The 24,082-nt window shown below is 71.6% G+C and carries 21 protein-coding genes and 1 pseudogene; 13 read left to right on the plus strand and 9 right to left on the minus strand.

Translation table 11 applies throughout. The annotated features are described in order from the left end of the window. Positions 1–96 precede the first annotated feature (96 nt). Together GA0070624_RS06820 and GA0070624_RS06825 are read right to left on the minus strand one after the other, a co-directional pair. The gene (locus tag GA0070624_RS06820) at positions 97–294 is read right to left on the minus strand and encodes a hypothetical protein (RefSeq protein ID WP_091337644.1); all 198 of its coding nucleotides are present in this window, start codon (positions 292–294) and stop codon (positions 97–99) included. Between the two features lie 185 nt (positions 295–479). Beyond that, the gene (locus GA0070624_RS06825) at positions 480–1,004 is read right to left on the minus strand and encodes a 2'-5' RNA ligase family protein (protein ID WP_091337645.1); all 525 of its coding nucleotides are present in this window, start codon (positions 1,002–1,004) and stop codon (positions 480–482) included. A gap of 399 nt (positions 1,005–1,403) precedes the next feature. Here GA0070624_RS06825 and GA0070624_RS06830 point away from each other — a divergent pair, with 399 nt between their 5' ends. Continuing rightward, on the plus strand, positions 1,404–2,264 hold the full coding sequence (locus GA0070624_RS06830; protein WP_245718687.1) for a zinc metalloprotease: 861 nt from the start codon (positions 1,404–1,406) through the stop codon (positions 2,262–2,264). 548 nt (positions 2,265–2,812) lie between these two features. Beyond that, entirely contained in the window at positions 2,813–5,647 is a 2,835-nt protein-coding gene (locus GA0070624_RS06835) for a hypothetical protein (protein WP_245718688.1), read from the plus strand. Between the two features lie 90 nt (positions 5,648–5,737). Here the strand turns inward: GA0070624_RS06835 and GA0070624_RS06840 are convergent, their stop codons facing one another. Then, positions 5,738–7,417, minus strand: a complete 1,680-nt coding sequence (locus GA0070624_RS06840; protein WP_091337649.1) for a DNA repair helicase XPB — start codon at positions 7,415–7,417, stop codon at positions 5,738–5,740. 174 nt (positions 7,418–7,591) lie between these two features. On the opposite strand from GA0070624_RS06840, the gene GA0070624_RS06845 reads away from it, so the two are divergent. Next, the gene (locus GA0070624_RS06845) at positions 7,592–8,458 is read left to right on the plus strand and encodes a L,D-transpeptidase family protein (protein ID WP_091337651.1); all 867 of its coding nucleotides are present in this window, start codon (positions 7,592–7,594) and stop codon (positions 8,456–8,458) included. A gap of 101 nt (positions 8,459–8,559) precedes the next feature. After that, entirely contained in the window at positions 8,560–8,796 is a 237-nt protein-coding gene (locus tag GA0070624_RS06850) for a hypothetical protein (protein ID WP_091337653.1), read from the plus strand. A gap of 31 nt (positions 8,797–8,827) precedes the next feature. On the opposite strand, the gene GA0070624_RS06855 is transcribed toward GA0070624_RS06850, so the two are convergent. Beyond that, on the minus strand, positions 8,828–11,308 hold the full coding sequence (locus GA0070624_RS06855) for a helicase-associated domain-containing protein (protein WP_091337654.1): 2,481 nt from the start codon (positions 11,306–11,308) through the stop codon (positions 8,828–8,830). A gap of 84 nt (positions 11,309–11,392) precedes the next feature. Here GA0070624_RS06855 and GA0070624_RS06860 point away from each other — a divergent pair, with 84 nt between their 5' ends. Together GA0070624_RS06860 and GA0070624_RS06865 are read left to right on the plus strand one after the other, a co-directional pair. Then, a complete protein-coding gene (locus GA0070624_RS06860) occupies positions 11,393–12,016 on the plus strand; it encodes an HAD family hydrolase (protein WP_091337655.1) in 624 nt (207 codons plus the stop codon). 28 nt (positions 12,017–12,044) lie between these two features. After that, the gene (locus GA0070624_RS06865) at positions 12,045–12,431 is read left to right on the plus strand and encodes a cold-shock protein (RefSeq protein ID WP_091337657.1); all 387 of its coding nucleotides are present in this window, start codon (positions 12,045–12,047) and stop codon (positions 12,429–12,431) included. Here the strand turns inward: GA0070624_RS06865 and GA0070624_RS06870 are convergent. Further along, entirely contained in the window at positions 12,392–13,282 is an 891-nt protein-coding gene (locus GA0070624_RS06870) for a 1,4-dihydroxy-6-naphtoate synthase (RefSeq protein WP_091337659.1), read from the minus strand. The genes GA0070624_RS06865 and GA0070624_RS06870 overlap by 40 nt on opposite strands. 510 nt (positions 13,283–13,792) lie before the next feature. On the opposite strand from GA0070624_RS06870, the gene GA0070624_RS06875 reads away from it, so the two are divergent. After that, positions 13,793–14,692, plus strand: a complete 900-nt coding sequence (locus GA0070624_RS06875) for a GNAT family N-acetyltransferase (RefSeq protein ID WP_245718689.1) — start codon at positions 13,793–13,795, stop codon at positions 14,690–14,692. Here the strand turns inward: GA0070624_RS06875 and GA0070624_RS06880 are convergent. Continuing rightward, positions 14,664–15,314: a futalosine hydrolase gene (locus tag GA0070624_RS06880; protein ID WP_091337660.1), complete on the minus strand. Its 651-nt coding sequence runs from the start codon at positions 15,312–15,314 to the stop codon at positions 14,664–14,666. The genes GA0070624_RS06875 and GA0070624_RS06880 overlap by 29 nt on opposite strands. 253 nt (positions 15,315–15,567) lie before the next feature. Next, a pseudogene (locus GA0070624_RS06885) lies at positions 15,568–16,969 on the minus strand (MFS transporter); the annotation flags it as partial. A gap of 88 nt (positions 16,970–17,057) precedes the next feature. Between GA0070624_RS06885 and GA0070624_RS06890 the strand changes: the two are divergent. After that, complete coding sequence (locus GA0070624_RS06890) at positions 17,058–17,897, plus strand: DUF3027 domain-containing protein (RefSeq protein WP_091348304.1); 840 nt, start codon at positions 17,058–17,060, stop codon at positions 17,895–17,897. Positions 17,898–17,919: 22 nt separating this feature from the next. Here the strand turns inward: GA0070624_RS06890 and GA0070624_RS06895 are convergent, their stop codons facing one another. Continuing rightward, entirely contained in the window at positions 17,920–18,177 is a 258-nt protein-coding gene (locus tag GA0070624_RS06895) for a DUF2530 domain-containing protein (protein WP_091337663.1), read from the minus strand. An 88-nt stretch (positions 18,178–18,265) separates the two neighbouring features. Here GA0070624_RS06895 and GA0070624_RS06900 point away from each other — a divergent pair, with 88 nt between their 5' ends. The 5 genes from GA0070624_RS06900 to thpR all read left to right on the plus strand — a co-directional run bounded on the left by GA0070624_RS06900 (position 18,266) and on the right by thpR (position 22,897). Further along, positions 18,266–19,741, plus strand: coding sequence for an NCS2 family permease (locus GA0070624_RS06900; RefSeq protein WP_091348310.1), 1,476 nt, complete (start codon positions 18,266–18,268; stop codon positions 19,739–19,741). A 120-nt stretch (positions 19,742–19,861) separates the two neighbouring features. After that, positions 19,862–20,311 carry a MarR family winged helix-turn-helix transcriptional regulator gene (locus GA0070624_RS06905; protein WP_176731613.1) on the plus strand — a complete coding sequence of 150 codons (450 nt, stop codon included), beginning with the start codon at positions 19,862–19,864 and terminating at the stop codon, positions 20,309–20,311. A 73-nt stretch (positions 20,312–20,384) separates the two neighbouring features. Then, entirely contained in the window at positions 20,385–21,671 is a 1,287-nt protein-coding gene (locus tag GA0070624_RS06910; protein WP_091337667.1) for an MFS transporter, read from the plus strand. Between the two features lie 125 nt (positions 21,672–21,796). Then, positions 21,797–22,306: a hypothetical protein gene (locus tag GA0070624_RS06915; RefSeq protein ID WP_091337669.1), complete on the plus strand. Its 510-nt coding sequence runs from the start codon at positions 21,797–21,799 to the stop codon at positions 22,304–22,306. A gap of 12 nt (positions 22,307–22,318) precedes the next feature. Beyond that, complete coding sequence (gene thpR, locus GA0070624_RS06920; RefSeq protein WP_091337670.1) at positions 22,319–22,897, plus strand: RNA 2',3'-cyclic phosphodiesterase; 579 nt, start codon at positions 22,319–22,321, stop codon at positions 22,895–22,897. Positions 22,898–23,005: 108 nt separating this feature from the next. Here thpR and GA0070624_RS06925 read toward each other — a convergent pair whose 3' ends face one another. Further along, entirely contained in the window at positions 23,006–23,992 is a 987-nt protein-coding gene (locus tag GA0070624_RS06925) for an aldo/keto reductase (protein ID WP_091337672.1), read from the minus strand. Positions 23,993–24,082 lie beyond the last annotated feature (90 nt).

Consider the following 24,082-nt stretch of genomic DNA (forward strand, 5'->3'; position numbering starts at 1 on the left):
GCCGATCTAGATCCGACGATCGGTCGACATCAGGCGGGAGAAGTCGACATTGGGCCTTCGCGGGTAAGCCTCCGGTCACTTTGTGTGCCCAACACGCTAGTTCGGCCGGTCGCTGGCCACGTGGGGCTCGACCAGCCGCTTCGCCACCTCGGCGTCCGACTCGGTAAGGAAGACAGCCAGGCTGTGCCGCCGTCGGCGGCCGTTCTCTTCGGCCACCACCCTGAACACGTGCACGTAGCGATGCCACTCTCGGCGTGCACTGTCCGGCAGGCCGCTGAGGAACGCCTCCGCCACCTCCTGAGGGAGGCGATGTCGAACGCACCACCGACTCCGAAGAGCGGCTTGGTCGGCCACATTGGGTCGTACGCGTTGAAGGTGGTGAAGAACGACGACTGCATGGCCGGCAGCTCGCCCTCGCACCACCCGACGGCAGCGGTGACAACGGTCAGCCTCGGTCCACGACGGTGATGGACAGTCGGTCACCGGCGAGCGAAGGGGAACCGGGTGCGGGTTGCCCACTGGCTGCCGTCGAATGCGATGAGGCGGGCTTCCGTAACGGCCGCTTGCACCGGCAACCGGGCGGCAACGTCACCTTCAATCAGCGCCAAGGTTTCCTCATCGATGCCGCCTGCAACGGTCAAGTGGGGAACAACCTCGTCATGGGCCCCGCCATACGGGGGAGCCTCCGGCCAGTGCTCGACGATGCTGGCGGTAAGACTCTTGAACGTGTCAGCCGGCTCCGGCTCCAGGTACAGGACGTCCGGGAACCTGCCGCAGCGGTGAAATTTCACCTGAACCGCCGGCTGACGAGCGAACAGCTGGCGAAGCTGCTCCACCACCGACTCATCGATTCGGCCGATCTCCAGGAACGGGTACAGGATGGTGACGTGGGCTGGGACTCCTAGCGGGGCCGAGCTGTCGTACAGCTGTCGCCATCGATCCACCAGGTGGCCCGCTTCCGGCACCGCGACGATGATCGCCGTCTGGCCAGCTTCAAACGACATGCGCTGAGTATGCCGATGCCCCTCGGATTTTGCGGCACATGATTTCTAGGCCACCTGTCAGCCGTCAGTCCACTTGTCGTGAGCTTCGGGCCGAGGACATCGTCGGCGTCGTCGATGATGGTGGGTACGCCATCCGCTCGGCGGCGATCCCGATCTGGGATGCGTTCCCTCTCCTGGGGTCTGTTGTCAGCGCCAATGGCGTGTTCTTATACCGAGACGACCACGTCATTGGCCTTGTTGCGGAGACCCTCGTCCATCCCGCTCCGCCTCCATCCCCCATGCGTGAAAGGTGCAACGATGCACAGGAGACCGACGTTCCAACTGGCAGTCCTGACCGCCACCGCTGCGACATTCTTTGCGGCCGGTGGAGCCTCTGCGGCGGTGGGCACGGCAGCGTCCGTGACCTCCTCCGCGGGTGTCGCGGCGTGTGGGCCGGGCGCCGAAGGGCACAGCGCGGCGCGGGTGAGCGAGGGCGCCACCGCACAGGAGCCGGAGCTGTATTCCAAGAATGAGGCAAACGCCTACGGCGTGATCAAGGATTCGCCGCGGCTGCCCAACGGCAGCGTCACCGTGCCCACGATCTTCCACATGATCTCCGACCACCCCTTCAGCGCGGCCGAGACGGACCGGTGGAACACCCTGATCGCCGCGCAGATGACGGTGCTCAACGATTCGTTCGCGGGCCGCACGTCCGCGAACGCCTCCGACACGCCGTTCCGGTTCTCGCTCGCCGACACCACATGGACGGTGAACAGCGACTGGTACACGGTCGTGCCGGGCAAGAACGAGCGGGACATGAAGCAGGCGTTGTACACCGGCGACTCCCGCACCCTGAACGTGTACGCCGCGAACATCGGCGGCGGGCTCCTCGGCTGGGCGTACTTCCCGAAGGGTTACAACAACGGCCGCGACTACATCGACGGCGTGGTGATGCTCGATGAGTCGATGCCGGGCGGAACGGCGGGCAAGTACGCCCTGGGTGACACGCTGACGCACGAAGTCGGGCACTGGTTGATGCTGGAGCACACCTTCGCGCACGGCTGCTCCGCTTCCGGCGACTACGTCGCGGACACTCCGCGGGAGGCGGCGCCGCAGTTCAACTGCCCGGTGGGCGCGGACACCTGCACCGCACCCGGGCTGGACCCCATTCACAACTTCATGGACTACACGCAGGACTCCTGCATGGACATGTTCACCGCAGGACAGGCGGACCGGATGAGTGACGCCTGGCTGGCATTCCGGGCCGGAGGCGTCAAGTAACCAGGCCTTGATGGGCAGTCGGGGTTGACGGGCCGCGGCCAGCGGCTCGTCAACCCCTTTCGTATCCGCGAACCGAGGCGCTTATTGAAAACGCCTGCCGGGCCTTCTGGAGCGGCCCCGCTTGGCGATGATGGAATCCCTGCCCCTGCGGCGCACCATGATTGACTTTGTCCGCCTCTTCAACCCTTGGAGGATCCTGTCCCTCATCGCATGCCTCTCTTCTCCCGTATGTCAGATCGGCCATCGCGATTCCGCGCCGGGCCACGGCCCAGCCTGGCTGCGGCGCGGGGACCATCGGCCTGATCCTTCGCCGGTATCGCAGCCCGCGTACCCGGCGAGACCTCAGTCATTCCTCAGCGTCGGGCGACGGTCGGAGGCAACGCGAAATCGGGTACGTGGAACCTTGCCGTACCTCGATATGCTCGGGCACCTCGATGGCGAAGCACGCCGTCGCCTACGGGGGAGGTGCATTGTTCGTGCGCGCACGAAGATTGCTGGCCGCATCACTCGGGATCATGCTTGGTGCGGGTGTCGTCAGCGTCATCGCCATGCCGGCACAGGCTTACGAGCAGCGGGACGTGGGCAAGTCCGGCTGGGCCTACACGGACTCTCACCTGCCGGACCAGTCGTTCGTCAACCCCTCCGGAGACGCGCCAATCGGCGCCTGGGCAGATGCGGGCGGAAACAAGCACAAGTCCCGGTCCTACTTCACCTTCGACATCTCGCGCTTCCGTGGAGCCGTCATCCACAAGGCGGACCTCGTCATCGCGGAGCGATCGGCGGCTGACTGCGCGTCGGCCCAGCCGGTCGAGCTCTGGCGCACTGATCCGATCAAGGCGACCACGAGCTGGGAGTCAACCCCGCGCCACCGTGAGCTGCTCGGCACCGTCCAGGCCGGCGGCGCGGCCACCTGCCCCGGCTATCTGGTGTGGGACATCATGCCCGCGTTGCAGAAGCTGGCAAACCAGGACGAGCAGACCCTCACCATCGAGATCCGCGTGCCGCATGGCTACGAAGGCAAGCTCTCCCACGGCCGTAAGCTCCGCCCGTTCCCGGTGATCCACAGTGTGGCCAACCACGCACCGACGGTGGAGCAGATCGGGCTCGAGTTTCCGTCGTGGTCCTGCGGTTCCAAGGAGAACCCGCAGCCCGTGGGGCCGCGCTACTACAGCCTGATGCTCCGGGGCGCGGACGCGGACAGCAACGATTCCAACTTCAACGGGCAGTTCGCCGCCTGGCCGGTCGGCCATGAGGACCAGCGTTCCGAGCGGTTCGGATCGAGTTACGGACGCACCCTCGCCAAGGTCGGCTGGGACATGTCGCAGTACCCGCACGGCACCGTGGTGGCCTGGACCGCCCGTGCCTACGACGGTCACGACTACTCGACGTGGGCCGAGCCGTGCTACGTGAAGGTGGACGGCCAGCCGCCGGCCGCACCCGTGGTCGCCTCGGCCAAGTACCCGAATGACGGCCAGCCGCATGGCGGTACGGGAGTTCCGGGCACGTTCACGTTCACGGCAAACGGATCGCCGGACGTGGTCGGCTACTACTGGGGGCGCTTCGGCGAGACGTACAACTACATCCCCGCGCCCGCACCGGGCGCAGACGTCACGCTTGAATACACGCCGACCTCGTTCGTCGAGTACCTGAGCGTGCGCAGCGTGGACAGCGCCTCGAACTCCTCCGAGGTGACCGAGTACCGGTTCTACGTGAAATCCACGGCACCGGCGGTGCGGGTGACGGTGGGTGGTGTCGGACTGCCCAGCCAGCTGGCGATCTCGACCAATGTCGAGGGGGTCACCGAGTTCGGCTACAAGATCGGCGACGGCGACGAGGTCAGGGTCCCGGCGAGCGCCGATGGCACGGCGGAAGTCCCGGTGGTGTTCACGCAGCCTGGTTCCATCAAGCTCCAGGTGCGCAGCTACGCCGGAACCGAGCTCGTCGGCGCGCACACGGAGGATGTGTCGGTCCGCGACACCCCGTTCGTGGAGTCGGCCGACTTCGCATTCCCGGACCACGACGGTGTGGTCGATCGTCCGGGCAGCTTCACCTTCCGGCCCGGCCGCGCCGGGGTGGTGGCGTACGAGTACGCGTTCCTCTACGAGGACATGCAACGTATCGAGGCGGGAGCAGACGGTACCGCGGTGCTGCGCTGGACGCCGACGGAGCCGAACTGGTACGTGCTGAACGTGCGCAGCATCAGCGCCGACGGCACCGTCTCCGAGATCGAGCAGTACCAGTTCAACGTCATCGATACCAAACCCACCGTCTACTCCAGCACGTACTACGAGTACGGCGCGTGGGGCGGCGTGGGCATCCCCGGCGAGTTCAACTTCGACACCGCGATGCCGGACGTGGACGTCTACCTCTACCGGCTCAACGACGGGCCCGAGCAGATCGCCGACCCGGAGTACAGCTGGGCTCAGGTGACGCTCGCCCCTGACCGCTCCGGCAGCAACACGCTGACGGTACGTACGCGTTTCCTGGACGGGTCCTTCTCGCCGACGCGGACCTACACCTTTGAGGTCAGCGATGCACCGGTGGTGACGTCCAGCGATTACCCCGAGAACGACGCCGCCGGTCAGCCCGGCCAGCCGGGTCGGTTCACCTTCAACCCGGGCCGCTCCGACGTGATGGAGTACCGCTACGTGCTGGAGTACAGCGGCGAAGAGCAGGTTGTGGCCGCTGGAACGGACGGTAAGGCAACGATCGAGATCACGCCGACGCATCCCGGGTACACCCTGTTGACGGTAACCAGCCGGGCGGCCGATGGCACGGTTAGCGCGGAGCGGCGGTACTACTTCCGCGTACGCGACCCGCGCGTGAATGTGATTAGCGCGTACGACGAGTACATCCCCCGTGGCGGGATCGGCGCGATCGGCAGGTTCGGGGTCTACACCGAGATCGGCGAGGTGACGACCTTCGAGTACCAGCTCAACGGCGGCGCCTGGCAGAGCGTGCCGAAGACTCCCGACGCGCTGGTGACCGACATCTCGGTGACCATGGATCGCAACGGCGCGAACGTCTTCTCGGTGCGGGGCCGAACCGCGGCGGGCGAGTACACGCCACAGACGGACTACCCCTTCCTGGTCGGCACGGCGCCGCTGGTCTCGTCGAGTACCTACCCGGCCAACCAGTGGGCCGGAGGCGTGGGCGTGCCGGGTGAGTTCACCTTCACCCAGGGCAGTCCGGGCGTGGTGGAGTTCGAGTACACGGTCGATGACGGCCAGCCGGTGATGGTGGCGGCGAATGCCGCCGGGGTTGCCACCGCAAGCTACACGCCGACCTCGGCGAGCTCGCACACCATGGTGGTGCGCGGACGTACGGCCGACGGGGCATGGACCGACACGACGAACTACTACTTCCTGGTCAACTTCTCCTGACCAGGCGTTGACGCGGCGGGCCGCCCCGGATGGGGCGGCCCACCGCACGAGCGGCGTCAGCCCTCGGCGCGGGCACCCGGGCGGTCAGCCTCAGTCGACGCTCGGGAGCTTGGGACCGAGGACGTCGTCGGCGTCGATGATGGTGTAGGCGTACCCCTGCTCGGCGAGGAAGCGCTGCCGGTGGGCGGCGTACTCGGTGTCGATGGTGTCCCGGGAGACCACCGTGTAGAAGTGCGCCTGCCGGCCGTCGGCCTTCGGCCGGAGGACCCGGCCGAGGCGCTGCGCCTCCTCCTGGCGGGAGCCGAAGGTGCCGGAGACCTGGATGGCCACCGCCGCCTCGGGCAGGTCGATGGAGAAGTTGCCCACCTTGGAGATGACCAGGGTGCGCAGCTCACCCGAGCGGAACGCGTCGAAGAGGCGTTCCCGCTCCTTGTTGGTGGTCGAGCCCTGCACGATCGGGGCGTCCAGGTACTCGCCGAGCTGGTGCAGCTGGTCGATGTACCCGCCGATCACCAGCACCTGCTCGCCCGGGTGCCGGTCGACCAGCGCCTTGACCACGGGCAGCTTGGTCCGGGCGGTCGCCGCCATCCGGTACCGCTCCTCGGCCTCCGCCGTCGCGTACGCCATCCGCTCGGCGTCGGTCAGCGTCACCCGTACCTCGGTGCACTGGGCCGGGGCGATCCAGCCCTGCGACTCGATGTCCTTCCACGGCGCGTCGTACCGCTTCGGGCCGATCAGGCTGAACACGTCGCCCTCCCGGCCGTCCTCGCGGACCAGCGTCGCCGTCAGGCCGAGCCGGCGGCGGGCCTGGAGGTCCGCGGTGAACCGGAAGATCGGCGCGGGCAGCAGGTGCACCTCGTCGTAGATGACCAGGCCCCAGTCGCGGGCGCCGAACAGGTCCAGGTGCGTGAACATGCCCTTCTTGCGCGAGGTGAGCACCTGGTACGTGGCGATGGTGACCGGGCGGATCTCCTTGCGCTCGCCCGAGTACTCGCCGATCTCCTCCTCGGTCAGCGACGTGCGCGCGATCAGCTCCCGCTTCCACTGCCGGCCGGCGACCGTGTTGGTCACCAGGATCAGCGTGGTCGCCTTCGCCTCGGCCATCGCCGCCGCCCCGACCAGCGTCTTGCCCGCGCCGCAGGGGAGCACCACCACGCCCGACCCGCCGGCCCAGAACGAATCGACGGCCTCCCGCTGGTACGACCGCAGCTTCCACGGCTTGCGGCCGTCCTTGCCCGCCTCGGCCAGCTCGATCGGGTGCGCCTCACCGTCGACGTACCCGGCCAGGTCCTCCGCCGGCCAGCCGAGCTTGAGCAGCGCCTGCTTGAGCCGACCCCGCTCGGACGGGTGCACCTGGATGGTGTCCTCGTCGATCTTCGCGCCGAGCATGCCGGCGAGCTTCTTGCTCTTGGCGACCTCGACCAGCACCACCCGGTCCAGCGCGCGCAGCACCAGGCCGTGCGCCGGGTCGTTGGCGAGCTGGAGCCGGCCGTACCGGTCCATGGTCTCGGCCACGTCGACCAGCAGCGCGTGCGGCACCGGGTAGCGGGAGTACTTGATCAGCGCGTCCACCACGCCCTCGGCGTCGTGGCCGGCGGCCCGGGCGTTCCACAGCCCGAGCGGGGTGAGTCGGTAGGTGTGCACGTGCTCGGGAGAGCGCTCCAGCTCGGCGAAGGGGGCGATCGCCATCCGGCAGGCCTGCGCGTCGGGGTGATCGACCTCCAGCAGCAGGGTCTTGTCCGACTGCACGATCAGTGGTCCACCGCTCACGCCAGCACCCTCTCCCCTTGCCGGATCTGTCGCCCGACCGCCGGCTGACCTGCCGAAGGCGGACCATCCAGTGTTGCACGAGAAAGGTTGTTACCGAAAAGTCGCACAGCCGACGCAACGGGATGGCGCCCGCACGCGTCTAGCAAAGCGACAACTGTGCGGGGGAGGGGCTTAATGAAGCATGTCCGGTCGACGGTCCGGGCGGTCGCCCTGGCAGTGGTCATGCTGGTCGGCGTGGGTGCCTGTACGTTCGATCCGCAATCGGAGGGTGCCGGCGGCGGCGCGCCGGCGCCCGTCGGAGTGGCGGAGCAGGTAACGGGGGCGAGCGGCACGCCCACGCCGGGCCAGCCGAGCGGGCCCGCGTCGCCGACGCCGAGCCGGACGGCGCCGCCGAAGCCGACGACGAGCACCACCCCGCGACCGAGCGCCCCCACCTCGCCGGCGGCCGTCGGCTGCCCGCAGGGCCAGCACCAGCGGGCCGTGGAGACGTACCTCGCCCGGCTGGGCGGGTTCGGCACGGTGACCGTGGACGGCCGGCAGTCCGCCGCCGACTGCAAGGCGATCAAGAAGTTCCAGCGCCGGTACGGCATCAGCCCGGCCGAGGGCCGCGCCGGCCCCAGCACGTACGAGGTGGCGAAGCGGCTGGCCACCACCGACGTGCACCGCTGCCGGGCCGGCTCCGGCACCACCTTCTGCGTCGACCTGACCCGGCAGACGGTCTGGGCGATGCGCGACGGCACGGTGGTCATGAAGCCGACGGTCACCCGGACCGGCATGGCCGGGTACGCGACACCCGCCGGCACCTACCGGGTCGGGGGCCGCAACCTCCGCGAGTGGTCCAACCCGTACGAGGTCTGGCTGCCGTACTGGCAGCAGTTCAACGGCGGCATCGGCTTCCACGAGACGACCACCTACCTGCACAACGGCTCGATCGGCTCGCACGGCTGCGTCAACCTCCTGCACACCGACGCCGTCCGGCTCTGGGAGCTCGGGCGGATCGGCACCCGGGTGGTCGTCTTCGGCCGCCGCCCCGGCACCTGAGCCGCCCCGGCGCGACCGGATCAGGGGTTTATCCCCTGTCACCCCTGTCCCTCGGGTGACACGCTGGAGGTCCAGGTCCGGACGGGCGGGAGGGGCTGGGCATGACGGTCGACCGCAAGGTGATCCCGGACAATGATCCGGAGCCGGCCGACGAGGTCTCCACGGCCGCCCTGGTCGGTTACGCGGTCGCCGCCGCCGGCCTGGTCGGCTGGTTCCTCTTCGGGCTGCTGGTGCAGCGGCAGGGCTTCGTCGACTCGGTCGGCGAGTCCGCCGGCGCCGGGTTCGCCCTGCTGCTCGCCGTCTCGATCATCGGCACGGTACGCCGCAGCCGCCGCTGACCCGCGCCCGCGCCGCCCCGACCGCCGCCGTTCAGTCCTCCAGCACCGCCGCGGTGATCCGGTGCAGCGCGAAGGTGTGCAGCATCTCCGTCCGCTCGTCCTCGGCCCGCAGGTAACCCGCCCCCATCGACACCGGACGGACCAGCCGGGACGCGGTCGCCCCGTGCGCGTCGACGTACCCGACCCAGACCAGCGCCTTGTCCCGGACCGCCTGTTGCAGCACGGCGAGCGCGTCGCTGTGGCTGTGCGCGGGCACCGGACCGGTCCGCACCGCGCCGGGGCGGACCACCGCCGGGGCCCGCCGGGCCGCGCGCGCCGCCGCCTCGCCGCGCCGGATCTGCTCCACCACGCCGAGCAGCCGCGGCATGGGCAACTTCGGTGCCGCCAGCGGATCGAGGGTCCGGGTGGCGACCGGGCCCCGCGCCGGAGCCCGCCGGGTCTTCGGCCGGGAGAGCACGGTCGCGCCGCTGGCGTCCTCCGGCACCGGCGCGTACCCGGCGTCGCGCAGCGCGGTCAGCATCCGCCCCACCTGGTACGGGGTGGAGAGCACCGTCGGGGCCAGCCGGCGGAACGCCAGCGGCTCCAACCGCTTGTCGGCCAGCACCTCGGTGAGCAGCGCCTCGTCGTCGCTGCGGACGTACCCGCCGGCGGAGCCGACCCGCAGCCCGCCGTGCTTGCGGGCCACGTCGTCCACCAGATAGGTCAGCCCCTGCGGCACCGGGGTACGCGACCGGCGCCGGAACAGCGCGTGGAGGTCGTCGGCCGAGTAGCCGGCGTCCAAGGCCCGCCGGACGCTGGCCGTGGTCACCCGGTGCACGCTGGCGGCACCCGCCGACTCGTGCTCGGCCACCACCTCCAGCTCACCGGCCAGGGCGGGGTCCGGCGGGCCCGGCACCACCACGGTCAGGTCGGCCTGCACCAGGAAGTGGTCGACCGGGGCGGGGAGCAGGGCGTCGAGCGCCCGGATGGCGGTGGACGGCTCACCCGACTGGGCGTCCGCGCGCAGCCCCAGCGGGTCGTCCGCGCCCCGATCGTCGGCCTCGGTGACGTCCGCCAGCAGCAGCCGCCCGTACGAGGTGAGCGCGCCGAGCCCGGTCACGCCGAGCTGGGCCGCCTCGCTCAGCACCTCCTGGTGCGCGGCCTCCCGGCCCCGGCTGCGCCTCGGCGCCCGCCAGTCGAGCAGCTCCAGCACCTCTTCCAGGGTCGGCGCGGTGGCCGGCTCCAGGCCGGCCAGCACCTCGAGCACCGCCCGTCGGGCGGCCGGCGCGCCGGCCCGCTCCGCCTCGGCGGAGAGCACCGAGATCGGCCGGTCCCGGTCGTCCCGCTGGCCGACCAGGCCCGTCTGCCGGGTCATGGTCAGCCATGCCCGGGCCAGCTGCTCCCAGCGCTGCGCCAGCGAACTGGCCCGCCACACCTCGTACCCGCCGGTGGGGAGGACCTGCTGGTCGCCGCCGTACCGGGTGCTGGCGGCGCCGGTCAGGTCCAGCTCGCCGATCAGTCCGGCCGCGTACGCGACCTCGAAGAGCAGCGCGGTTGTCGGCTCGTCCAGCCCGAGGCCCTTGGCCAGCCGGCGCAGGTCACGTACGCCGACGCCGCCCGAGCGGAGCACCGGCACCGGGTCGGCGGCGAGGCTCTCCAGCAGCGCCTCGGTGTGGCGTACCGCCTCCATGGTCTGCCCGGCCCCGGCGGAGTCGACGGCCTTCGCCTCGCGCGGCGGGCTGGCCACCAGCGGCGGGCTGGTGCGCAGCGGACCGAGCGGGCCGCTGTCCCGGCGCAGCAGCAGGCCGACCTCGCGAGGGAGTTCGACCGTGCCGGCGCCGCCGCCCTTGCCGGTCGGGACGGGGACGAGCAGCCGGTGGTCCACCAGCCAGCGCACCGGGGAACCGGTGGGCGCGCCGCCGTTGGTGGCGTCCGAGGGGAGGGTGTCCTCCGCGCCGACCGCGGGCGCCTGCAGCGCACCCGGTGGCACGCTCCCCACCGGCGGCCCGGCGGCGAGCCGGTCCAGGATCGCCCGGGCTGAGGGGGGAGCGGCCAACAGGGTCCGCCGCAGCTTCGCCGGGTCCGCGCAGAGCGCCGCCGTCCGCGGGTCCAGCTCCGCCGCCGGTCGGCCCAGCCCCGCCGGGTACGGGGACACCTCGTCGACGCCGGCCACCACGTGCAGGTCGTGCTCCGGGCCGTACAGCAGGAAGAGCGCGCGCAGCTTGTTCACCGCGCCGCGGACGGCCGTCGGGGCGGGCGGGCGCGGACCGGCGGTGGCCATGGCCAGGATCGCGTCGACGGAGGTGCCGCCCTCCGCCGGGTCCCGGGTGAGCCGGGCGGCGTCCAGGATCTGGAGGGTGAACTGGTCCACCCCGTCGAGGGCGCGGGCCACGGAGACCCGGGACTGGGCGCGAATGGCCAGCGCGGAGAGGTCGGCCGGTACCGGCACGACGAGGTCCGGCCGCAGCTGGAGGAGGGCGGCCAGGGACTCGTCGGGCAGGGTCCGCAGATGGTCGGCGAGTGAGGTGGTCATCGTCGTTCAAAGTTAGCCCGGCGGGGGGCCGTCCCGCCCCTCGGACGCCCGGCTCGGCCGGGGTTGGGCGGGTACGTTCTCCGCATGCCCCTTCTGATGGTCGGATTCGACCTCGACATGACCCTGGTCGACTCCCGTCCCGGCATCGCCGCGACGTACCGGGCGTTGACCGAGCTCACCGGTGTGCACGTGGACGCGGACGCGGCGGTGTCCCGGCTGGGTCCGCCGCTGCGCACCGAGATCGCCCGCTGGTTCCCGCCGGAGCGGGTGGAGGAGGGGGTACGCGTGTTCCGCGAGCTCTACCCGGCGTACGCGATCACCCCGACCGTGCCGATGCCCGGCGCGTTCGCGGCGATCGAGGCCGTGCACGCCGGCGGCGGCCGAGTCATGCTGGTGACCTCGAAGATCGGCCGGCTGGCCAAGCTGCACCTGGACCACCTCGGGCTGGCGGTCGACGAACTGGCCGGCGACCTGTTCGCGGAGGAGAAGGCGACGGCACTGCGGGAACACGGGGCCACGCTCTACGTCGGGGACCACGTGGCGGACATGGTGGCCGCGGAGGCCGCGGGGGTCCCGGGCGTGGGGGTGGCCACCGGGCCGTGTTCCCACGAGGAGCTGAAAAGTGCCGGGGCGCACGTGGTCCTGGACGACCTCACCGAATTCCCGGCGGCGCTGGACCGGATCATCCGGCTAGCCTTGGAGCAGTAGACGTCTCAAGCGAAACAGAGGTTCTCAGGTGCCGACGGGTCGAGTGAAGTGGTATGACGCGGCCAAGGGATACGGGTTCGTCACCAGTGACGAGGGTGGCGACGTGTTCCTGCCCAAGGGCGCGCTACCGGCGGGCGTCAGCGACCTGAAGGGCGGCCAGCGGGTCGATTTCAGCGTGGTGGACAGCCGCCGGGGCGCCCAGGCCATGGGGGTCAAGCTGCTGGAGGCCCCGCCGTCCGTGGCGGAGCTGCGCCGCCGGCCGGCCGAGGAGCTGCACGGGCTGATCGAGGACATGATCAAGGTGCTCGAGGCGAAGGTCCAGCCGGACCTGCGCCGGGGTCGCTTCCCGGACCGGAAGACCGCGCAGAAGATCGCTCAGCTGGTCCACGCGGTCGCCCGCGAGCTGGAGGTCTGAGGCACGAGCCCGGCGTCGGCGGCCCGGCCCAGCAACGCCTCGACGGCGGCGATTCCCGCGTCCCCCAGGTCCGCGGTGAACTCGTTGACGTAGAGGCCGATGTGCCGGTCCACCACGTCGGGCTCCATCTCCTGTGCGTGGGAGAGGACGTACTCCCGGCTGGCCGCGGGGTCGGCCCACGCCTGGCGTACCGACTCGCGGATCCAGCCGGCCGCCTCGACCGGGTCGACCGCGCCCTTGCGGGCCAGGATGGCACCGAGCGGGATCGGCAGGCCGGTGTCGGCCTCCCACCACTCGCCGAGGTCGACCAGGGCGGTCAGCCCGTGCCGGGGGTAGGTGAAGCGGGCCTCGTGGATCACCAGCCCGGCGTCGTACCGCCCGGCGGCGACGCCCGGCATGATCTCGTGGAACGGCACCACCTCGATCCGCGCCGGCGGCCGCTCCGCCGACCAGAGCCGGAAGAGCAGGTACGCCGTGGTCCGCTCGCCGGGCACCGCCACGGTCGCCCCCGTGAGGTCGGTCCGGTCCGGGCCCGTGAGGCCGGCCCGGTCCGGCCGTCCGGCCCGGTCGGCCCCACCGGCCCGGTCGCCGCGGGTGAGCACGAGCGGGCCGCAGCCGCGGCCGAGTGCCCCGCCGCAGGGCAGCAGGTGGTAGTCGTCAAGCAGCCACGGCAGCGCCGCGTAACTCACCTTGACCAGGTCGAACGCCCCCCGCTCCGCGGCGGTGTTGGTGACGTCCACGTCGGCGTAGGTCACCTCGACCGGCGGTGCGCCGGGCACCCGCCCGTGCACCAGGGCGTCGAAGACGAACGTGTCGTTGGGGCAGGGCGAGATCGCCAGGGAGAGCGCCACACCCCCACGTTAACCCCGCCCCGATCGACCGCCGCGCCGCGCCCACGTCACTGTGAGCCTGCCCGCCGCCCGGCTCGCGCCTTCCCCGACTGCGGATGTTCCGGCCGGGCCGCAAGCAGGCCGCGTCTGGGCAGGGGGCTACGAGTCTGATGACGTGAGTGGATCAGGGCGCGCATTCGCGTGGGACATGCGGGTCGGTGGCGACGGCATGGACCATGGGCGCCGCAGCCGTGGTCGGTGCTCACCCCGACCGTCGTCGGGGGCGTAAACGCCGGTCCTCGTTTCCACCGGTGCGATCCAGCAGCACGACATCGGGCGTCGCTCATTCACCATCCGGGCGATGCGCGGCTTCGGGGAGTGACCCGGGTGGGTGAGTGATTCGTTCACGTCATCAGATTCGTAGCGTCTCTCACCGGTCTTCATCCCCAGCCCGGGACGTTCTCCACAGGGTTGTCCACAGGTTGGCGGCGGGTGTTGAGGACGGCCCTCGGTCACGCCGAGCATGGTGGCGTGACCGAGTCCATGCCCCGGATCGAGCTGGGTGCGACGCTGCGGGCGCTGCGCCGGGCGGCCGACCTCAGCCAGCGGGAACTGGCCGAGAAGTCCGGCGTCCCCCAGGCCACGATCGCGCGGATCGAGTCGGGGAAGACCAGCGATCCGAACTTCCGGACCGTCGAACGGTTGGTGGGTGCCGTGGCCGGCCGCATCACGATCGCCGTCGCCGGGCACACCTCGCAGGCCGCTGCCGATGCCACCTGCTCACTGCCCGCCGTACCGCACGAAAAGGTGCGCGACGCGGCGGGGCGGCACTGCCCCGCGCATCTGGACGCGCGAGAGGTGCGCCAGCCCTGGGACTGGCCGGGCGCCTGGTGGGCGCGCTGGTACGACCTGCCACCCGAGCGGTGGCGGGTCCCGTTACCCGCCGCGACGTACGTGCGGGATCGCGGCGAGCGGGATCGGCGCCGGCGCGGCGAACGGGTGCGGCGCGAGGTCCGGATTCGGCGGTACACGGGGGATGGTCTGCCCTCCACGTCATGGCGGTTCGTGGCGGAGTTGCCCGACAGCGAGTTGGTCGGCGAGCTGCGGGCGCACGAGCGCGGCGTCGACCTGCTGCTCGGGCATGACGTGGGCGGCGGGCGGGAGATCGTGCTCGACGGTGTCCTCGTGGCCGGGGCATACCGTCAGCTCGGCATCGGACGTCGGCTGGTCGAAGCGCTCTCCGCGGAGATGGACCGGGCGGGCGTCACCACGGCCCATGCCGTCGCGGAGTTCGGCGGTATCGGGTTCCTGATCGCGTGCGGATACCGGCTGCAGGCCAGCCGGCCGGCGGCCCTGCGGCTCGATCGCCGGGCCGGCGCAGCGCCCCGGCTCGATCCACCGGTCAGCGCAGCACCGCAGCAGCCGCGGTGAGGGCGGCGAAGGCCTCCTTCATCCGCCACGCTCCCCGGTCGCGCGGGCCGATCGGGTTGGACACGGTGCGCAGCTCGGCGAAGGGGAGTCCGGCCTGGGCGGCGGCGACGGCCACGCCGTACCCCTCCATGGCCTCGGCCACCGCGTCCGGGTGCCGGTCGGCCAGCGCCTCGGTGCTCGCGGCGGTGCCGGTCACCGTGCTGACCGTGAGCACCGCGCCGACCGCCGCGTCCGGCAGGGCCGTGCGGAGGGCGCCCAGCAGTCCGGGATCGGCGGGGACCGCCGTGCCGCCGCCCAGCAGCTCCGGCGGCATGCCCAGCTGGTCGACCGGGATGAAGCCCTCCGGTGACTCGGCGCCCAGGTCCGCCGCCACACTGCGGGTCGCCAGCACCGTCCCACCGATCGCCACCCGACCGGGGAAGCCGCCGGCGATGCCCGCGCTGACCACCGCCCGGTACGGCCGGCCGGCCGCCTCGGCCAACGCCAGCAGCCGGGCGGTGGCGGCGCCGGCAACGGCCGGGCCCACCCCGATCGGGGTCACGGTGACCGTCGGATCGGTCAGGCCCGCCCGCACCGCCTCCGCCTCGGCGGGCACCGCGGTCACCACCAGCAGACCGCTCACCCGACCGGTCCCCGGTGCTCCCGGCTGTTCTCGTCCTCGGCGCCGCCGCCCGAGCCGCGCACCGCGGACGAGGGACGGTAGATGTGGTAGCCCGGCGGCGCGAGCCGATCGTCGTCGACGGGTGCCGGCGTACCGCCGTGGGGTGGGGCCGGCGAGGTGGGCGCCAGATGCGCGAACGGGCGCGTCGCGTCCGGCGCCTCGGGGCCCAGGCGCTCGGTCTGCTCGGTGCCCAGCCGTTCGGTCTGCTCGGCGGCCATCTCGTCATCGCCGAGCGCCCGGCCGACCAGCCGCTCGGTGCGCAGCCGACCGGCTACCACCACGCCCCGCGCAGCGACCAGGGCGGCCACGCCGGCCGCGACCGCGACCCCGATCCGGCCGTCGAACGGTACGAGCCCGAGCCCGCCGCCGGCCACGAAGGCGAGCATCAGCGCGGTCTCGGAGTGGGCGAACGAGCTGGCCCGCAGCCGCTCCGGGATCCGCTCCTGAATCGACGCGTCGACCGCCAGTTTGGAGATCCCGCTGATCAGGGCGGTCACCAGGCAGAGCAGCGCAACCATGGGCAGGGAGAACTTCACCGCGGCGAGGACCGCGACGCCGGCCACGATGACGGTGCCGCTGGACTGGAGCGCGGCTGGCCGGTGAATGCGCAGCCGGGTGCCGACGGCGGTGGCCAGGAAGCTCCCCACGGCCAGGGCGCCGCCGATCAGGCCCAGCGCGCCCTCAGCGGCCAGGTTCCGCCCGAAGAAGTCGGTGGTGAGGTCGCCCGCCTTGAGGGCGAAGGCGAGGAAGAGCAGCAGGAAGCCGTAGAGCCCGCGCAGGGCCGCCGCGCCGATCAGCGTGGCGATCACCAGTCGGCCGGCCGGGTGGCCACGGCCCAGCGGCCGCTCGCCGTCCCGGCGCCACAGCGCCCGGAGCGGCCGCGGCACCCGCTCCGGCGGCTCGGAGTCGGCCCGCGGGGGCAGGCGCAGCGAGATCACCATGCCCACCAGGAAGATCAGCGACGCCACCCGGAGCGGCCACTGCGGCCCGAGCCAGAACGCGGCCAGGCCGATCGGGGCGACCAGCGCGCCGGCCACCGTGCCGTAGACGCTGGCCCGGGCACCGACCTGGGACAGCCCGAGCCCCTCGGGCAGCAGCCGGGGCACGGCCGCTGAGCGGGCCACCCCGTACGCCCGGGACAGGGCGAGCACGCCGAACGCGGCCGGATAGAGGCCGAAGCCGCCGATGTAGTCGGAGATCAACCAGGCCAGGAAGGCGCGGCCGAGCATGGTCGCCGCCAGCGCGTACCGCCGCCCGTGCCGGAAGTGGTCGAGCAGCGGCCCGACCACCGGGGCGAGCATGGCGAACGGCACCATCGTCACGAGCAGGTAGAGCGCCACCTTGTTGCGGGCCTCGCCGAGCGGGACGTCGAAGAAGATCGTCCCGGCCAGGCCGATCGCGATCAGCGTGTCCCCGGCGCAGGAGAGGGCGTGCAGGTCGAAGAGGCGGACCATGCCGACCTCGTTGCCGGCGCTGCGCGCCCGGGCCCTCCCGGCCCGCCGGGTCATCCAGCGGCCGCTGCTGATCGAGCCCCTGAGCAGCAGGCGGGTGGCGCGGATGCCCGTGCCGACGGTCCGCCCGAGGACGGAGCGCCCGGAGCGGGAGGACAGCGGCATGTGCACCATCCTCGCCCATCTGATCCACCGGTGCCGCCGCACCCAGTGAGAAACAACTCCGGGGAGTGCCTGTGTGCCCACCGCCGGCATGGGGAACAATGGGCGGGTGACCAGGCCCGTCTCCGCCCGCGCCGCCCGTCTCGACCAGGTCTGCGCCGCCGCCGTCGAGGAGGCCCGCGACGGCATCACCGAGGTGGACCCAGCCGGTGTCGGCGACCACCTGAAGGCCGTTGCCGAGGGCGACCGGCTCGTCACGCACTACTTCGAATGCCGGCTGGGCGGTTACCACGGGTGGCGCTGGGCGGTCACGGTGACCCGGGCGCCGCGCAGCCGCAAGGTCACCATCTGTGAGGCCGTCCTGCTCCCCGGCCCGGACGCGCTGCTCGCCCCGACCTGGGTGCCCTGGCAGGAGCGGCTCAAGCCGGGCGACCTCGGCCCCGGCGACCTGCTGCCGACCCCGCCGGACGACGAGCGGCTCGCCCCCGGCTACGTGCTCTCCGACGACCCGGCTGTGGAGGAGACCGCGTGGGAGCTCGGGCTGGGCCGGCCCCGGGTGCTCTCCCGCGAGGGTCGCTCCGAGGCCGCCCAGCGCTGGTACGACGGCGACCACGGCCCCGCCGCCCCGATCTCGGTGGCCGCGCCGGCCGCCGCCCGCTGCGGCACCTGCGGTTTCTACCTGCCGCTGGCCGGCGCGATGCGGCAGGCCTTCGGTGCCTGCGGCAACTTCTACGCCCCCGACGACGGCCGGGTGGTGAGCGCCGACCACGGCTGCGGCGCTCACTCGGAGACCCTGGTCGAGACGGCCGAGACCCCGGTCGACGAACTGCCCACCGTCTACGACGACAGCGCGGTCGAGGCCGTGTCGGTGAGCCGGGCCCCCGGCTCGGTGGAGTCCGCCGAGCCGGCGGAGCCGTACGGCCACTCCTGACGACTGAGCCGGTCGCCCGAGGTCAGCGGCGCTCGGCCGCTGCCCGTCGGCGACGCCGGTTGGCGTCGTGCCGCATCATCACCGCGAGACCGGGGAAGCCCCACAGGAAACCGGCCAGGCAGGTCCAGAGCCAGTTCTGGTGACCGTGCTCGGTGAGCCAATCGCGGAAGAAGAGCAGCAGGACGAGCCCGACCACCGCCCAGGCGACCATCCCGACGACGGCGAACGGCACCATCGGGGGATCAAGCGGTTCCGGCCGCGGCGGTTGCTCCTGTGGCACCCGCAAAGCGTACGCGATCCACTTTCGCTGTCGGCCGGTGATCTGGGACGATGCGTGCTACAGACGGACGATCACCTGCGAGGACCCGATGGCCATCGCTCCGCCGCCGGACAACGGCACTCCGCCCGCCCAGCCCCGCACCGGTTTCGACCGCTTCTTCGAGATCTCCGCCCGCGGTTCCACGATGAGCCGCGAGGTACGAGGTGGCCTGGCCACCTTCTTCACGATGGCGTACATCGTGGTGCTCAACCCGCTGATCCTGGGTAGCGCCGTCGACGGGGACGGCAGTAAGCTCTCGATCCCCGCGATCGCCGCCGCTACCGCGCTGGTGGCCGGTCTGATGACCCTCCTGATGGGCGTGGTCGCGCGGTTCCCGATAGCGCTCGCCGCCGGCCTGGGCGTGAACGCGCTGGTGGCGTTCGAGATCGCCCCGGAGATGACCTGGGCGGACGCCATGGGCCTGGTGGTGATCGAGGGTGTGATCATCGCGATCCTCGTGCTCACCGGCCTGCGTACCGCGGTGTTCCGCTCGGTGCCGACCCAGATGAAGACCGCGATCGGCGTCGGCATCGGGCTCTTCCTGACCATCATCGGTTTCGTCGACGCCGGCTTCGTCCGGCGGGTGCCGGACATCGCGAACACCACCGTCCCGGTCGGCCTGGGCATCGGGGGCAAGCTCGTCAGCTGGCCGATGCTGGTCTTCGTGGTCGGCCTGCTGCTGACGCTGGTGCTGGTGGTACGCCGGGTGCGCGGTGCGATCCTGATCGGCATCCTGGTCTCCACCGTCATCGCGATCATCGTGGAGGCGATCGGCCACATCGGTCCGTCCTTCGTGAACGGCAAGCCCAACCCGAAGGGCTGGGCGCTGAACGTGCCGACGCTGCCGGAGAAGATCGTGGACATCCCGGACCTCTCCCTGCTCGGCCACTTCAACGTGCTGAACTCCTGGAGCCGGGCCGGCTGGCTGCTCCCGCTGATGTTCGTCTTCACCCTGCTGATCACGGACTTCTTCGACACGATGGGCACGATGGTCGCCATCGGCCAGGAGGGGGACATGCTCGACGAGCGCGGCACCCCGCCGAGGGCCAAGGAGATCCTGCTGGTCGACTCGATCGCCGCCGCGGCGGGTGGCGCGGCGAGCGTCTCCAGCAACACGTCGTACATCGAGAGCGCGGCCGGTGTCGCGGAGGGTGCCCGCACCGGCGTGGCCAACCTGGTCACCGGCGGCCTGTTCCTGCTGGCCATGTTCCTGGCGCCGCTGTCGCTGGTGGTGCCGTTCGAGGCGGCCTCGACGGCGCTGGTGGTGGTCGGCTTCCTGATGATGACCGCGGTGCGGACCATCGACTGGACCGACTACGAGATCGCCATCCCGGCGTTCCTCACCATCGTGCTGATGCCGTTCACCTACTCCATCTCCAACGGCATCGGCGCGGGCGTCATCACCTATGTGGTGCTCAAGCTGGCGAGGGGGAAGGCTCGGGAGATCCACCCCCTGCTGTACGGGGTGGCGGTGCTCTTCATCCTGTACTTCCTGCGCGGGCCGATCGAGTCCGCGCTGCGGTAGGACTCGTAACACGGGGCCGGGGGGTCGAACCGGATATCCCCGGCCTGGCCGGGGCGAACTCCTCGTGAGCGTGGTCATATCGCATGTCGTTAGCCAGGCTCATTAGTTAAGCTAACTATCGTGACGGAGCGGACGGTGACGGCGAAACGCGTGCCACCGGCGCAGCTGGCACCCCAGCTGCGTGATGCGATCACAAGGCTCAACCGGCGGGTCCGCCAGGCCCGCCCGGTCGGCGACCTCACGGTCACCCAGCTCTCCGCGCTGACCAGCCTCAAGCTGGCGGGCGCGCTGACGCCGCGGGAGCTGTCCGACATCGAGCGGGTGCAGCCACCGACGATGACCAAGATCGTCGCGAAGTTGGAGGAGCGCGGCCTCGTGCAGCGCACCCCCCACCCGACCGACCGCCGGCAGGTCATCCTCGCGGCGACCGAGGGGGGACGGGCCGTGCTCGACCAGTTCGAGCGGGCCCGCAACGAGTGGCTGGCCAGCCGCCTGGCCGCGCTCACCGAGGAGGAACGCGACACGCTGCAGCGGGCCGCCGAGATCCTCCAGCAGCTCGCCCACGCCTGAGCCACGCCCGCGCCACCGGGTCCGCGCCGTCCGACGTCGATGACGCGTACGACCGCAAGGAGGCGCACCAAGAGTGCAGGCGAAGCTGAGCACGATGTTCCAGTCCCTACGAGTCCGCAACTACCGACTCTTCGCCACCGGACAGCTGATCAAGTTGATCGGCGTCTGGATGATGTTCATCGCCCAGGACTGGCTCGTCCTCGAGCTCACCGACAACTCCGCCACGGCGCTCGGCGTCGTCACCGCGCTCCAGTTCACCCCCGTACTGCTGCTCACCCTGCTCTCCGGCCGCCTTGCCGACCGGTACGACAAGCGGCTGCTGCTCTTCGCCGCCAACGCCTTCTGGACGGTGCTGGCGCTGGCGATGAGCGTCCTGGTGATCACCGGCCTGGTCCAGCTCTGGCACGTCTTCGCCTTCGCCGCCCTGCTCGGCGTGGCCAACGCCGTGGAGACCCCGGTCCGGCAGGCCTTCGTCTCCGAGCTGGTCGGCGTGTCGCTGCTGCCGAACGCGCTCTCGCTCAACGCGGCCACCTTCAACTCGGCCCGGATCATCGGGCCGGCCGTCGCCGGCCTGGCCATCGCCGCCTTCGACGTCGGTCCGGTCTTCCTGGTCTCCGCGCTCAGCTCGATCGCCCCGCTGGTCAACGTGGTCCGGATGCGCCCGGCCGAGCTGCACCGCAAGGGCCTCCCGCCGGTCGGCCAGCGCGACCAGGCGAAGGTGATCGACGGGCTGCGCTACGTCTGGCGCCGCTCGGACCTGCTGCTGCCGATGGCGCTGATGTCGGTGATGGGGATGAGCCTGTTCAACTTCCAGCTCACCCTCGCCGCGCTGGCCAAGACCGTCTTCAGCACCGGGGCGGCCTCGTTCGGCCTGTTCACCACCGCGCTCGCGGTCGGCGCCCTGGTCGGGGCGCTGGCCGGCACCGGGCGGCGCAGCCGCCCCTCGATCTGGCTGGTGCTCGGCGCGGCGGTCGGGTGCGCCACCTTCGGCACCCTGGTCGGGCTCGCCCCGACGTACTGGCTGGTGGTGGCGCTGCTGCTGCCGACCGGGTTCTTCATGGTGTTCTTCGCCCAAGCGGCCAACCAGCGGGTGCAGCTCGGCGTCGAGGCCGCCTTCCGTGGCCGGGTGATGGCGCTCTGGGTGCTGGTCTTCCTCGGCACCAACCCGGTGGGCGCACCGGTGATCGGCTGGGTGGCGGAGACCTTCGGCGCCGGAGCCAGCATCTGGATCGGCGGACTGATGTCGCTGGCCGCCGCGCTGCTCGCGCTCACCTGGCAGCTGCGCCGCTCCGGCGCCCGGCTCCGGCTGCGGATGCTGCCCATGCCGCGCTTCTACGTGGTCTCGCCGACCGCGGAGTGACGTCGCGGGCGCGACCCGGGTGGGAAAGCCGGTCTCCGTCCCCGGAGGCCGGCCATTCCGTTTCCCGGCCTCCCAATACCGGCAATCCTGTGGCGGCGCGCCACCTTCGGCCGTAGCGTCGATACATGGGAGTCGGACGGGGGCTGCTACTGGTGTTGGCGATCGTCGCCGTCTGCTGCCTGCCCGCCGTCTTCGCGCTGCTCTTCTGCGCCGACGAGATCCTGGACCGGGTGGCCTGTCGCTGGGCCGAGTGGCGGGAGGGACGCCGCGAACGACGCACCGTCGCCCGGCTGGACCGGGCGATCGAGGCGGACTCGCTCACCCGCGACATCGACCTGACCGAGTTCGACCGGGACGGCCGGCGCCCGTTGGAACAGATCGCCGTCGACCTGCGGCGGCTCGGCGGGCACCGGCTCGCCGCCTCCGATCGCTCCGTCATCTGGCACGGGGCGGTCATCGACGCGTACGACGAGCGGCTGCGGGCCGCCTGTCGGGCGCTCGGCATCGCCGAGCATCTGGCCGAGCTGGACGGCGTGGACCGGGAGATCGAACGGGTGCGGGTGGAGGGGCTGCTGCACGCCGCCGGGCTCACCCTGCCCGCCGCCCGGGCCGGGCACCGCCAGCGGCACCGCTGAACGGCGTACCGGGTGCGGCTCTTCGTCGCGGTCTATCCGCCCCCAGCGGCGGTCGAGGACCTGACCCTCCAGGTGGCGCGGCTCCAGGTCGGCCTCGCGTCCGCCGCCGGGACCAACGTACGGCTGGCCGACCCGGCCAAGGCGCACCTCACCCTGGCATTCCTCGGCGAGGTCGAGGAGGATCGGCTGGTTGATGTGGAGAGCGCGCTCGGCCTGGCCGCCGAGACGTTCCGGAACGGCCGGGACAGCTCCCCGAGGCTGCGCCTCGGCGGCGGGGGCAGCTTCGGGCGGGGGCGGTTCACCGTGCTCTGGGTGGACCTGCGGGGTGAGGTCGAGGCGCTGGCGACGCTGTCCCGGCTGATCCGGATGGGGCTGCGCCGGGCCCGGCTGCCGCACGACGAGCGGCCGTTCCGGGCCCACCTGACCATCGCCCGGCCGGGCGACCGGATCGACCGGGCCGACGTGCTCGCCGACCGCGAGACCCTGGCCGAATACCTCGGCCCGGAGTGGCCCGCGACCGAGCTGGCGCTGGTCCGCAGCCACCAGGGCCCCCGCCCCACCTACGACCGCCTCGCCGCCTGGCCCATCTGACCGGCCACCCCTCAGCGCGCCGATCTTGCACCTGTGGTGCCGACAAAAGGTGCACAGGGTGCGAACCCCTCGCCACAAGTGCAAGATCGGCGCGAGCGGGGGGTGGGGTTACCAGGCCCAGGACTCGGGGGCGGGGCCTCCGGTGCCGAGCGGGGGGAAGAGGTTGTCCAGGCGCTTCGAGGTGGGGTCGTCGATCTTGACCTCTAGGGCGGCCAGGTTGCGGTCGAGCTGGTCGAGGGTGCGCGGGCCGATGATCGGGGCGGTCACCCCGGGGCGGGAGAGCAGCCAGGCCAGCGCCACATCGGCCGGGTCGTGGCCGAGGTCCGCGCAGAGCTTCTCGTACGCCTCGATGGTCGGCCGGTGCTCGGCGAGCGCGTCGGCGGCGCGGCCGCTGGCGCCCCGCGCGGCGCTGCCCTCGGCCATCTTGCGCAGCAGCCCGGCGAGCAGCCCGCCGTGCAGCGGCGACCAGGGAATGATGCCCAGCCCGAAGTGCTGTGCGGCCGGAATGACCTCCAGCTCGACGTGCCGGGTCATCAGGTTGTAGATGCACTGCTCGGAGACGAGGCCGAGGAAGTTGCGCCGGCCCGCCGCCGCCTGCGCCTGGGCGATGTGCCAACCGGCGAAGTTGGACGATCCGACGTAGATGACCTTGCCCTGGGCGACCAGGGTCTCCATCGCCTGCCAGATCTCCTCCCACGGGGTGGTCCGGGAGATGTGGTGCATCTGGTAGAGGTCGATGGTGTCCGTCTGGAGGCGGCGCAGCGACTCCTCGCAGGCCCGGATGATGTGCCGGGCGGAGAGGCCCTGGTCGTTGGGCCAGTCACTCATCTTGCCGTAGACCTTGGTGGCCAGGACGACCTTGTCGCGCCGGCCGCCGCCCTGGGCGAACCAGCGGCCGATGATCTGCTCGGTGACCCCCTCGCCGAGCTTCCAGCCGTAGACGTTCGCGGTGTCGAAGAAGTTGATCCCGTGTTCCAGCGCCCGGTCCATGATGGCGAAGCTGTCCGGCTCGTTGGTCTGCGGCCCGAAGTTCATCGTGCCGAGGCAGAGCCGGCTCACCGAGAGACCGGTGCGTCCCAGGTTCGTGTACTCCATGGGTCCACCCTGGCACGCGGGCACTTAGAGTGCCTCACGACAACTCCAGCTCGGCTGACGGCCACAATTCGGCCTCCGCGCCGCTTGGTG

The organism is Micromonospora rhizosphaerae (genome assembly GCF_900091465.1).
GTDB classification, from domain to species: Bacteria; Actinomycetota; Actinomycetes; order Mycobacteriales; family Micromonosporaceae; genus Micromonospora; species Micromonospora rhizosphaerae.

Excerpts from the sequence above, each read along its gene's own strand:
- GA0070624_RS06825 (WP_091337645.1), bottom strand. The coding sequence starts at position 1,004 with ATGTCGTTTGAAGCTGGCCAGACGGCGATCATCGTCGCGGTGCCGGAA.
- GA0070624_RS06835 (WP_245718688.1), top strand. The coding sequence starts at position 2,813 with ATGCCGGCACAGGCTTACGAGCAGCGGGACGTGGGCAAGTCCGGCTGG.
- GA0070624_RS06845 (WP_091337651.1), top strand. The coding sequence starts at position 7,592 with ATGAAGCATGTCCGGTCGACGGTCCGGGCGGTCGCCCTGGCAGTGGTC.
- GA0070624_RS06850 (WP_091337653.1), top strand. The coding sequence starts at position 8,560 with ATGACGGTCGACCGCAAGGTGATCCCGGACAATGATCCGGAGCCGGCC.
- GA0070624_RS06855 (WP_091337654.1), bottom strand. The coding sequence starts at position 11,308 with ATGACCACCTCACTCGCCGACCATCTGCGGACCCTGCCCGACGAGTCC.
- GA0070624_RS06860 (WP_091337655.1), top strand. The coding sequence starts at position 11,393 with ATGCCCCTTCTGATGGTCGGATTCGACCTCGACATGACCCTGGTCGAC.
- GA0070624_RS06890 (WP_091348304.1), top strand. The coding sequence starts at position 17,058 with ATGGGGAACAATGGGCGGGTGACCAGGCCCGTCTCCGCCCGCGCCGCC.
- GA0070624_RS06900 (WP_091348310.1), top strand. The coding sequence starts at position 18,266 with ATGGCCATCGCTCCGCCGCCGGACAACGGCACTCCGCCCGCCCAGCCC.
- GA0070624_RS06915 (WP_091337669.1), top strand. The coding sequence starts at position 21,797 with ATGGGAGTCGGACGGGGGCTGCTACTGGTGTTGGCGATCGTCGCCGTC.
- GA0070624_RS06925 (WP_091337672.1), bottom strand. The coding sequence starts at position 23,992 with ATGGAGTACACGAACCTGGGACGCACCGGTCTCTCGGTGAGCCGGCTC.